Source organism: Albidovulum salinarum (genome assembly GCF_025673475.1).
Classification (GTDB): Bacteria; Pseudomonadota; Alphaproteobacteria; order Rhodobacterales; family Rhodobacteraceae; genus Albidovulum; species Albidovulum salinarum.
Genome location: NZ_JAOVQO010000017.1, coordinates 66,252 through 77,541 on the forward strand (window position 1 = coordinate 66,252; position 11,290 = coordinate 77,541).

Here is an 11,290-nt window from a genome sequence, read left to right on the forward strand (position 1 = left end):
TGCGATGATGGTCAGTCGACCGCGCCGCGGCCCGTCGGAACCTCCTCCGTCGCCTCTGCCCCGGCCGCTCCCGCGGTCGCGTCCTGGGCTTCGGCCTGGACCTCGATCGCGGCCTCGACCGCGACGAGTCCGGCCGTCGGCGCGAGCGGCATGAAGGCGCCGGGATGGTCGGTCGGCGGCGCCGGGCGCCGGCTCATCCGCCAGGCGGCATAGAGCGCCATCATCGCGAAGAGCACCGCGATGAAGAGGAAGAAGCCCGCAGGGCCGATCTCGGCCATGATCCAGCCGGTGAGGATCGGACCGCCGATCGCGCCGACGCCGTTGATGAAGATCAACCCCGCCGAGGCGGCGGCCATGTCGGAGCCTTCGAGGAAGTCGTTGGTATAGGCGACGAGCAGAGAATAGAGCGGGTTCGACACCCCGCCCATCAGCGCGCCGACGGCGACCAGCATGACGAAGCTCGGCTCCATGACGACCGGCACGACGGTCGACCCCGCGCCAAGTACCGACAGCGCGAGCACCAGCTTGCGCCGGTCCATCCGGTCCGAGAGCCAGCCGATCGGGTATTGCAGCACCAGACCGCCGACATAGATCGAGGCGACGAAGATCGACAGGTCGCGCACCGACAGCCCCACCGCCGAGCCCCAGACCGAGGCCATGCCGAACTGCGCCGAGAAGATGCCGCCGAGAAGGAAGATGCCGACACAGCCGAGGGGCGAGATCTGGTAGAGGCGGATGAAGCTCAGCGGCTTCGTGAGCTCGAAGGCCGGCGCCTGGCTCGCGGTGAGCAGGATCGGCGTGAAGGCAATCGAGACCAGCACCGAGGGGATCACGAACAGCAGGTAGCCCGACGGATCGCCGACGTTTAGCAGACCCTGCGCCGAGATGATGCCGAGCATCTGCATGATCATGTACATCGACAGCGCCTGGCCCCGGGTCTCGTTCGTGGAGGCGTTGTTGAGCCAGCTCTCCGCGGTGATGTAGACGCCCGAGAACGAGAACCCGATCACCACCCGCATCAGCGACCAGGCCATCCAGTCGGGTGCCGCCGCATAGGCCACCAGAACCGCCGATATCATCGATCCCAGGGCGGCGAAGACCCGCACATGGCCGACGCGCCGGATCATGTTCGGCGTCATCTGAGAGCCGAACAGGAAGCCGAGGAAATAGGCCGACATGACGAAGGACATCTGCGTCGTCGAGAAGCCCTCGATCGCGCCGCGGATGCCGAGAAGCGTGCCCTGCACGCCGTTGCCGATCATCAGCAGCATCATGCCCAGAAGCAGGGCCCAGGAGTTGCGAAGTACGGTCAGCATCGGAATGTCTTTCGGATCAAGAGGCAGGAAGTGTGCAGGATCGGCGCGGGCTTTCAGGCCCTGTCGCGACCGGGCGTGACTGGATTGCGCCGTTCGGGCAGGAGAAGCGAGGCATCGCCATAGGAGAAGAACCGGTAGCCTGCCGCGACCGCGTGGTCATAGACGCGGCGCATCCGCTCCACGCCCATCAACGCCGAGACCAACATCAGGAGCGTCGATTTCGGCAGGTGGAAGTTGGTCATCAGCCCGTCGGTCACGCGGAACGCATAGCCGGGATAGATGAAGATGTCGGTCGGCCCGCGCCAGGGACGGACCTGGCCATCGGTGCCGGCCGCGCTCTCGATCAGCCGGAGCGCGGTGGTGCCGACCGGGATCACCCGGCCGCCGGCGGCGCGGGTCGCGTTGATCTCGTCCGCCGCCTCGTCGGTCACCTCGCCCCATTCGGCATGCATCTTGTGGGTGGAGACATCCTCGACCTTCACCGGCAGGAAGGTGCCGGCGCCGACATGGAGCGTGACATGGGTGAAGCTGACGCCCTTCGCGGCGAGGCGCGCGAGCAGCTCGTCGTCGAAATGCAAGGATGCCGTCGGCGCCGCGACCGCGCCCGCGCGGCGGGCAAAGACGGTCTGGTAGTCCTGCCGGTCCTGGTCGTCGGGCGACCGCATCGCCGCGATATAGGGCGGCAGCGGCATGTCGCCAGCCTCGGCAAGCGCCGCGTCGAACTCTTCGTCCGACAGGTTGAAGTCAAGCTCCGCCTGCCCCTCGGCGATCCGCGTCACCACGGCCGACAGCCGGTCCGAAAAGCGGATCTTCTCGCCCTCCTTGAGCTTTCTCAAGGGCTTGACAAGCGTGGCCCAGGTCCCGTCGGGGCGCGGCTCCAGAAGTGTCACCTCGATCCGTGCGACCGCCTCGCCCTGCCCGGTCGTACGCACCCGCGTTCCGGCGAGCCGCGCCGGCAGTACCTTGGTGTCGTTCAGAACCAGCCGGTCGTCGGGGCCGAGCAGATCGACAAGGTCGCCGACATGGAGGTCCCGAATCTCGCCGCCCTCGACGAGGCAGAGCCGCGCCGCCGAACGCGGCCGCACCGGCCGGGTGGCGATCAGCGTGTCAGGCAGTTCGAAGTCGAAATCGGAGAGTTTCATGGGCTGGGTTTCGGCGGGCTGGAGCGGAAGATCTCGCGGAACATGCCGGGAGTGAGGATCGAGAGCGGGTTGACACTGACGCGGGGCGCATCCGCGTTGCCCGCAAGGCGGTAGTTGAAACCGAAGAGCCCCTCGCCCTGGCGCGAGAAGATCTGGCCGATCCCGTTGAGCATATAGATCGGCGAGACGGTGCCCTGCAAGTCCATGCGCTTGGCCGCCGTCTCGTAGCGGCCCGAGGCCGAGATGCCGAGCGAGGGACCGGTGGCGGCACCGCTGCGGATGTCGACCGCGTCGGGCGTCAGGTGGAACTCGCCCGCGACGTTGGAAAAGAGGATGCCGGGGCCGGAGAGCTGGGTGAGCAGCCCTACGACGGAAACTGCGTCGAGAAGTGCCGCAAGAACCGGCGCATCGACGACGCGGATATTGGCGATCCGCACGGCGCCGTCATAGGCACCCGACGTGCCGACCGGCCGCAGGCTGAGGTCGAGCCGGCCGCCCACCGCGCGGGTGAAGATCCCCGCGGCGCGCAGCGTCGTGCCGGCGTCGTTGCTCTGGATCCGGAAACCGCTCCGGGCGCCGGACGGCTCGGCCGTTCCCGAGATCAGCGCCTCGCCGTTGACCCGCCCGATGAAGTCGCCCGCCAGCCCCGCCTCGGTCGTGAAGTTGCCACGGAAATCGGTCACGGCGATGCCGTCCGATATCTGCAGCCGGTCGAGCGCCACAGAGAGCGGCGCGCCGCTCTGGCCGCGGTCCGCGCTGCCGAATCGTGCCTTGCGCATGTCGAGCCGGCCGGACTGGACGACGATACCCACCGGCGCGCCGCGGCCCCGGCCGCGCAGTTCGAGGCGGCCGTCGAACCAGTCGTCGAGCTGCGCCGTTCCGAGGCGCACCGCGTCAAGCCCGCCATCCGGTTTCAGCGCGATGTTTCCGGCGACCGACAGCCCCGCTGCCTCGACCTCCATCCGGTCGACCTCCACCGGCTTGCCGAGCCGGCCGCGCAGCATCAGCCGGCCGCTGCGCTCGGCGGCCTTGCTCCAGCCGATCGCGGGAATCCCGAGTGTGAGGCCCGCGAGGTCCGAAACGAATTCGAACGCCGGCGGCTTGCCGCGTTCGAGGTCGATCGACATCTGCCCGATGCCGGTGCCGCGCACCGATCCCGGCGGCAGCGCGATCGCGAATGCGTCGAGCGCGCGGGGCGACAGCTCGACCGTGCCCTCGACCCGGCTCTTGCCGCGATGCTCGGGCCCGAAATCCTGCCTCCAGGTCATTTCCACCGGCACGCCCGAGAACGTGGCCGGGCCGGAAACCGCCATCCCCTCTCGAGAGGCCGTGAGATCAAGCGTGCCGGCCATCAGCACCCGCCCCGGCGCGAGCCGGTCGGAGCGCACGTTGGAAAGCTTGCCCGTAACCTTGTAATCGACGTCCTTGGGCTTGATCTTGCGCATCAGGACGAGGTCGAGAATGGTCTCGATCCGGGCTCGCCCCTCGGCCAGATCGACCGGCCGGCCGGCCTTGGTCAGGAACTGAAAGGGCGGCCGGTCCAGAAGCGACAACGCCGCGGTGATCGTGCTTTCGGTCTTCAGCGTGATCCGCGACGGTGCGGGCTTGATCCTGAGATCGGGGATCTCCATCACCGAACCCGCGACATCAATATCGCCTCCCGCCGGCGCCACGACGTGGCCGCGATCGACGACGAGCGTGTATCTGTAGTCGGTGATCGACGCATGGCCCGCGCCGTTCCGGATCGGCGGCAGGGTCTTGAGAATCCGCACCTCGGTATCGCTGTATTCCCATCCGAGCGCAAAATGCGGGTCTTCACCGGGCCGCAGGCGGAAAGCCGATTTCACGTTCGACAGCACGCTGGTCGCGACGTTCTCCTTGAGCCAGGCGCGGGTCTTGGGCACCGCCGCGACCGGCCAGAGCGCCATCAGCCGCTTGCTCTCGATCTCGTTCACAGCGACATCGACACCGACCGCCCAGCCCTCGGGCTCGGCAGCGGCCCGGCCTCGGGCGCTGATCCGACCGCCCTCGTCCACCAGCACGAGCTGGCCGAGATCGAAGGTGAACGGGTCGAGGCGGAGCCGGAAATCCATCGCGCCTTGCGAGATCGTGACCGGATCGTCAAATACGCCCTCGGGATCGGCCTTGAGCTCGCTGATCGCGACCTGTCCGATCAATGTCTGCGGCAGCCCGGCCTCCAGGTCCTTGAGCCAGGCCTTGACGGACGCGCGGACCCGCAGGGCAGGTCCGTCGACCTCGAGGTCGGTAAAGGTCAGTGCCGCGCGTTCGGGATCGTAGGCCATGTCGAGCCGGACCCGGTCGAAGCGGACCGGCTTGGTGTCGGCGGTGGGCCTGAGCGCCCCGGCGCCGATCTCCAGCGTCGACGTGAGCAGGCCGACCCTGCCTTCGGCATCGACCTCGGAGCGGATCGCGCCCGAGATCGGCGCGTCGAGCGCACCGAGCCAGGCCAGCGCCGGCGATTGCGCGGCGAGGTCGCGCGCCGAGACATCGGTGATCTCGGCGGTAAGGTTGGCCGCGGGCGAGTGCTTGTCGGATGTGAAGCCGAGCTTGGCCAGCGCCGGCGGACCGCTGCCCTCGGCCAGCGCGATCGACAGATCGATCGCTATCCGCTTGGCATCCTGCTCGAAGGCGAGAAAACCATCGCTCGCGCGCCAGACCCGGCCGACCCGAAGATCCTCGAACTCGACCTCCATCCCGTCGACCGTGACCGTCTCGATATCCTTCAGGACCGGTAACGAAAAAAGCTGGTCGATCCCGTCGAGTAGCGCCTCCGGCTTTAGCGCCGCGCCTCCGGCGGCCGCCCCGGCGCCGACATCGACGTCGAGGCTGCCATCCACGAGCCGGCGCAAGGCGATCCGGGTGCCACCGAGTTCAAGCGCGCGCGGCTCGATCCGCCCGCTCAGCATCGGCTTTGCCCAGAGCGTCGTCGTCACTTCCGGCAGAACCGCGATCCGGTCTCCGCGCGGCGAGAAAAGTTCGACACCGCCGAGCCGCACATGCGGCGTGAAGTCCTCGTCGACCAGAAGGTCGACATCGAGGATCCGGGCCGAGACCCGGCCCGCCAGGACCCGGTTCGCCCGCGCCTCGATCCGCTCGACCGCCCAGGCTGGCGCCGGGACGACCCGCCCCGTCAGCGCAAGCACCGCGACCGACAGGAGCACCGCCACCAGGGCGAGGCTGAGAATCAGCCATGCGCCCAGGCGGCGGCGCCTCGGCGTCTTGACGGTGGTGCCCACGCTGTTGCCCTGCTCGTCCATCCTGCCGCCGTTTCCCGGTGCCCGCCCGATCGGGCGGCCCGCTTCCGGGGCTCCCTTTATCTTTCACGAAAGCGAAGTAAAACAGAAGCCCGAACGTACCGGCAAAGGATAGCACGCCCATGCTCGCGCCCTCAGACCAGGCCCCGGATTTCACCCTGCCCCGCACCGGCGGCGGCACGGTCACACTTTCGGGCATCGCGCCGAGAAAGACCGTGCTCTACTTCTACCCCAAGGACGACACTCCGGGCTGCACGACCGAGGCGCTCGATTTCACCCGCCTCGCCGACGAGTTCGATGCCGCCGGTGCGGTCGTCATCGGCATATCCAAGGACAGCGTGAAGAAGCACGAAAGGTTCTGCGCCAAGCACGGGCTCGGCGTGATCCTCGCCTCGGACGAGGCGGGCGACACCTGCGAAAGCTACGGCGTCTGGGTCGAGAAGGCGATGTACGGCCGCAAGTACATGGGGATCGAGCGCGCGACGTTTCTCATCGACGGGACCGGACGCATTGCCCGGATCTGGCGCAAGGTGAAGGTCGACGGCCACGCGGCCGAGGTTCTCGACGCGGCGCGCGCGCTGTGACGCTAGCGCTGGCCGAGATGGCGGTGGAGGTGCTGACCACCGCGGACGGGCGCGCCAAGACCGCGCTCTCGCACGCCCATGCCGCGCGCTGGCGCGAGGCCCGCGCGGCCGGCAGCCCGCTCGCCGTGGGCCGGGCCGAACCGCCGATGCGCCCGGCGCGGCCCGACAAGCCTGAGCTCCTGCCGCCGCGCGAGGTGCCGCGCCGCCGCACCGGAACCGCACAGGGCCGGATCGCGCTCCTGCACGCGCTGGCGCATATCGAACTCAACGCCGTGGACCTGCACTGGGACATCATCGCCCGCTTTACGCATGTGCCGATGCCGATGGGCTTTTACGACGACTGGGTGAAGTCTGCCGACGAGGAGTCCAAGCATTTCAACCTCCTCTGCGACTGCCTCGAAAGCTGGGGCAGTCACTACGGCGCGCTTCCCGCCCATGCCTTCATGTGGCGCGCGGCGGAAGACACGGCGGAGGACCTTCTGGGCCGGCTCGCGGTGGTGCCGATGGTCCTTGAGGCGCGCGGGCTCGACGTGACGCCGGGCATGATCGAGATCTTCGGGCGCGCGGGCGAGACTGCCGCGACCGAGGCCCTGCGCGTGATCTATGCCGAGGAGGTCGGCCATGTCGCCTATGGCGTGAAATGGTTCAACTGGCTCTGTGGCCGCGACGGGCTCGATCCCAAGGAGGTCTTCCACGGCCTCGTGCGCAGATACTTCCACGGCGCGCTGAAGCCGCCCTTCAACGAGGAAAAGCGGGCCGAGGCGGGACTGCCGCCCGACTTCTACTGGCCGCTCGCCGATGAGGTCAAAGACGCGCCGGGCACCGCCGGATTTCGCTGATATCGCGCGGCGATATCGGCGATTTCTTGCCGATTCCGGCGGGTTCCGGCCGATGCCCGCCCGCACAGGGCCAAAGAAGTTGCGGCACGGCCACCCGATTGGTAAGGCCCTGCCCAAGCGCCATTAGGGGATGGGGCACGCTCTCTGGATGAGCCAATCAACGGGGACAGGATTGCCAGCACGTCTACTCGGCCGCATGCACGCGGCAATTGAACGCCGCCTGCCGGAACAGCGCCTGTTCCTGCGTTCCGATACCGAAACCCGCTTCATTCGCCTGAAACCGGTCACCCAGGCGGTGGCTCTGTCCGGCATGGCGCTGGTTCTCGCCTGGTCGATCGTCGCGACCGCCGTCCTCTTGATGGATTCGATCGGTTCGGGCAGCGCCCGCGAACAGTCGCGCCGCGAGCAGGCCAACTACGAGACCCGGCTCGACGCGCTCTCGACCGAACGCGACAAGCGCGCCGAGGAAGCCGCCGCCGCGCAGGAGCGTTTCGCGGTGGCCCTTGGCCAGGTTTCCGCGATGCAGTCCGCCCTTCTCGCCTCCGAGGAGCGCCGCAAGGAGCTTGAAACCGGCATCGGCGTGATCCAGGCCACGCTGCGCCGCACCATGACCGAGCGTGACGCGGCGCGCGGCAAGATCACGGAACTGGCCGCGGCCGCTTCGGAAGGCCCTGCCCTCGCGCCCGCCGGTGGCCTGCGCGGCGAGGACGTGACCGAGACGCTCGATTTCGTCACCGCCGCCCTCGACCGCACCGCGACCGAGCGCGACGAGATGGCCCAGAAAGCCCTCGACGCGAAGGACGAGGCCGACGAGATCGCCTTCGAGCTGAAACTGCTCGAGCAGCGCAACAACGAGATCTTCGCCCAGCTTGAAGAGGCGGTGACCGTCTCGATGGAGCCGCTGGACAAGATGTTCTCCTCTGCCGGGCTCGATCCGGAGGAGCTGATCGAAAAGGTCCGTCGCGGCTATTCCGGCCTCGGCGGTCCGCTCGGGCCGCTCGCCCCGGCGGCGATACCGGGCGGCGACGCCGATGCCGCGCGTGCGGCAAAGATCCTCGAAGGGCTCGACCGGATGAACCTCTACCGGATCGCGGTGGAAAAGGCGCCTTTCGCGATGCCGCTCAAGACCTCCTATCGCTACACATCGGGCTTTGGACGCCGCTGGGGGCGGATGCACGAGGGCACCGATCTCGCAGGCGCGCACGGCTCGCCGATCCTCGCCACCGCCGACGGCACCGTGATCCATGCCGGCTGGGAATCCGGCTACGGCAACCTCGTCAAGATCCGCCACGAATTCGGTATCGAAACCCGCTACGGCCATATGTCGAAAGTCCGCGTGAACGTGGGGCAAAAGGTCTCGCGCGGGGACAGGATCGGTGATATGGGGAATACCGGCCGCTCAACCGGGACGCATCTGCACTATGAAGTGCGCGTGAACGGGAAGGCGATCAATCCGATGACGTATATCAAGGCAGCAAACAATGTTTTCTAAAAGCAGGATCAACGAGCCCGGACCGAAAGCGGGCACCGAGACCGAACAGCCCAAGGCCCCCGAGCCCGCAGCGACCAAGCCTGCCTTCGACTATTCGGCGAGCACGCCCAAGGCGAAGCCGCCGGCATCGGTCCTGTCCTCGGACCTCACGATCACCGGCAACATCAAGACCACCGGCGACATCCAGGTCGAAGGCGTGGTCGATGGCGACATCCGTGCCCATCTCCTGACCGTCGGCGAAAGCGCCACGATCAAGGGCGAGATCGTCGCCGACGACATCGTGGTGAACGGTCGCGTGATCGGCCGGGTTCGCGGGCTGAAGGTGCGGCTCACCTCCACCGCACGGGTCGAGGGCGACATCATCCACAAGACGATCGCGATCGAGTCGGGCGCTCATTTCGAAGGCTCGGTCCAGCGCCAGGAAGACCCGCTCGCCCAGGGTTCGTCGAAGCCCGCAGCGCCGAAGCCGGCACCCGCCACGGCGAGCTGACGCGGCCGATCGGCTGGTTCCACGAGGGCATCCCCGCGGGATGCCCTTTTCGTTTGCGTCTCAGCGCGCCGCCATCAGGCGCCGGTACATGTGCCAGGTCGCGTGACCGAGCACCGGCAGGACGATGAACAATCCCAGGAACAGCGGCAGCATCCCGACGAAAACCAGCGCCGCGATCACGCATCCCCAGATCGCCATGACCGGCGCATTGGCCATCACCGCCTTCGCCGAATGCACCATCGCCGTGACAAAGTCGATCTCCTTCTCCAGAAGCAGCGGCAAACCCGCTGCGGTGATCGCGAAGAGAACCGAAGCGAAGGCCGCGCCAATCGCGCCGCCGATCAGGAGCATCACCGGACCGTTGCCCTCGAGGAACAGGCTCATGGGATCGAGCCCGGAGGTGAACGCCCTGAGCCCCATGAAGAGCGCGAAAAGTGCATGCGCCACGAAGACCCAAAAGAGGAAGATCACGATGATCACCGCCGCCATCGCCGGGATCTGGCGGTCCTTCTGGGCGAAGACCACGCCGAGCACCTCGCCCCAGGCAAGCGGCTCACCCGCTTCGATGCGGCGGCTCACCTCGTAAAGTCCGACCGCCGCGAAGGGCGCGAGAAGCGGGAAGCCGACGGCGACCGGCGCCAGCCACCACTGCTGCCCCGCGAGAGCGTAGACGTAGTAGAGCAGGAGCCCGCCTGCGACATAGACCGCGCTGAAGAACAACCCGAAATGCGGCGCACGCAGGAAATCCTTGAGCCCGAGCCTGAGAACCGCGCCGATATCCGACCGTTCGACCAGCCGAATCTCCGGCAGAGGATCTGGTCCGCGTTCCACCTGTTCCATGTCTCCGCCTCCTCTCTCTCGCCCTGAGAGAAAGGCTAGGCCACCCGGCCAGAGTCTGGCAAGTGTTTGATGCCGGGGCTTAATCCTCGGCGCGGGCCTCGGCGCGGCTCTTGCCCGCGACATCCATGGCCAGCGTCGCCGCCATGAAGGCGTCGAGATCGCCGTCGAGCACCCCTTGCGTGTCCGAGGTCTCGTGCCCGGTGCGCAGGTCCTTCACCATCTGGTAGGGCTGCAGCACGTAAGAACGGATCTGGTTGCCCCAGCCCGCGCTGCCCTTGGCCTCGTGCGCGGCGTTGATGTCGGCGTTGCGCTTGTCGAGCTCCATCTGGTAGAGCCGCGACTTCAGCGCCTTCATCGCGATGTCGCGGTTCTGGTGCTGCGACTTCTCCGACGAGGTCACGACGATCCCTGTCGGCAGGTGGGTGATCCGCACCGCCGAGTCGGTGGTGTTGACGTGCTGGCCGCCCGCGCCCGAGGAGCGGTAGGTGTCGATGCGGATGTCGTTAGGGGCCACCTCGATCTCGATATTGTCGTCGACGACGGGGTAGACCCAGACGCTCGCGAAGGAGGTTTCACGCGTGCCCTTGCCAAAGGGCGAGATCCGCACGAGCCGATGAACGCCGCTTTCCGATTTCAGCCAGCCGTAGGCGTTCGGCCCGGAGATCTTGTAGGCGCATGACTTGGTCCCGGCCTCGGCGCCCGGTTCCTCGGACTGCAGCTCGACGGTGTAGCCGCGCTTCTCGGCCCAGCGGACATACATCCGCTGCAGCATCTGCGCCCAGTCACAGGCCTCGGTGCCTCCGGCGCCGGCGTTGATCTCGAGGAAGGTGTCGTTGCCGTCCGCCTCGCCGTCGAGAAGCGCCTCGAGCTCCTTCGCCGCCGCGACCTCCTTCAGCGCCTTCAGGGACGCCTCGGCCTCGGCGACGATGTCCTTGTCGCCCTCCATCTCGCCAAGCTCGATCAGTTCGACATTGTCGTTGAGCTCGCGCTCGATCCGGCGATAGGTCTCGACCGCGTCCATCAGCATCTGCCGCTCGCGCATGAGCTTCTGCGCCCGCGCCGGATCCGACCACAGGTCGCCGTCCTCGATCATCGCGTTGAATTCCTCGAGCCGGTGCGGTGCCGTCTCCCAGTCCATCCGCTGGCCGAGGAGCTTCAGCGACTTTCCGATCGCCGCGACAATGTTTTCCATCTCGGCGCGCATGGCCGTCGTCCTTCCGTTCGTTCGTCCGGCGTGATAGCCGAGCCGCCCGCCCCCGGCAAGGGCGGCCATCCCCTTCATCTTGCCTCAAGTCTCCTCGGGGGCGTCCAT

General features: G+C 67.6%; 9 protein-coding genes. 4 read left to right on the forward strand and 5 right to left on the reverse strand.

Annotated features, from left to right (window positions below):
• Positions 1–11: 11 nt before the first annotated feature.
• From OEZ60_RS17085 to OEZ60_RS17095, 3 genes are read right to left on the reverse strand one after another with little or no spacing between them, the layout of a single operon-like run.
• Entirely contained in the window at positions 12–1,316 is a 1,305-nt protein-coding gene (locus OEZ60_RS17085) for an MFS transporter (RefSeq protein WP_263338819.1), read from the reverse strand.
• 53 nt (positions 1,317–1,369) lie between these two features.
• Positions 1,370–2,458 (reverse strand): tRNA preQ1(34) S-adenosylmethionine ribosyltransferase-isomerase QueA, encoded by a 1,089-nt coding sequence (queA, locus tag OEZ60_RS17090; RefSeq protein ID WP_263338822.1) that lies wholly within the window; start codon positions 2,456–2,458, stop codon positions 1,370–1,372.
• Positions 2,455–5,736, reverse strand: a complete 3,282-nt coding sequence (locus OEZ60_RS17095) for an AsmA-like C-terminal region-containing protein (RefSeq protein ID WP_263338825.1) — start codon at positions 5,734–5,736, stop codon at positions 2,455–2,457. The genes queA and OEZ60_RS17095 overlap by 4 nt, the downstream gene beginning before the upstream one ends.
• A gap of 119 nt (positions 5,737–5,855) precedes the next feature.
• On the opposite strand from OEZ60_RS17095, the gene OEZ60_RS17100 reads away from it, so the two are divergent.
• The 4 genes from OEZ60_RS17100 (at position 5,856) to OEZ60_RS17115 (ending at position 9,138) form a co-directional block, all read left to right on the forward strand.
• Entirely contained in the window at positions 5,856–6,317 is a 462-nt protein-coding gene (locus tag OEZ60_RS17100) for a peroxiredoxin (RefSeq protein WP_263338828.1), read from the forward strand.
• A 17-nt stretch (positions 6,318–6,334) separates the two neighbouring features.
• Positions 6,335–7,156, forward strand: coding sequence for a ferritin-like domain-containing protein (locus OEZ60_RS17105; protein WP_263338942.1), 822 nt, complete (start codon positions 6,335–6,337; stop codon positions 7,154–7,156).
• A gap of 172 nt (positions 7,157–7,328) precedes the next feature.
• Positions 7,329–8,648, forward strand: coding sequence for a M23 family metallopeptidase (locus tag OEZ60_RS17110; RefSeq protein ID WP_263338831.1), 1,320 nt, complete (start codon positions 7,329–7,331; stop codon positions 8,646–8,648).
• Positions 8,638–9,138 (forward strand): bactofilin family protein, encoded by a 501-nt coding sequence (locus OEZ60_RS17115; protein ID WP_263338833.1) that lies wholly within the window; start codon positions 8,638–8,640, stop codon positions 9,136–9,138. The genes OEZ60_RS17110 and OEZ60_RS17115 overlap by 11 nt, the downstream gene beginning before the upstream one ends.
• Before the next feature lie 60 nt (positions 9,139–9,198).
• On the opposite strand, the gene OEZ60_RS17120 is transcribed toward OEZ60_RS17115, so the two are convergent.
• The gene (locus OEZ60_RS17120) at positions 9,199–9,978 is read right to left on the reverse strand and encodes a DUF2189 domain-containing protein (RefSeq protein WP_263338835.1); all 780 of its coding nucleotides are present in this window, start codon (positions 9,976–9,978) and stop codon (positions 9,199–9,201) included.
• Positions 9,979–10,057: 79 nt separating this feature from the next.
• On the reverse strand, positions 10,058–11,182 hold the full coding sequence (gene prfB, locus OEZ60_RS17125; RefSeq protein WP_263338944.1) for a peptide chain release factor 2: 1,125 nt from the start codon (positions 11,180–11,182) through the stop codon (positions 10,058–10,060).
• Positions 11,183–11,290 lie beyond the last annotated feature (108 nt).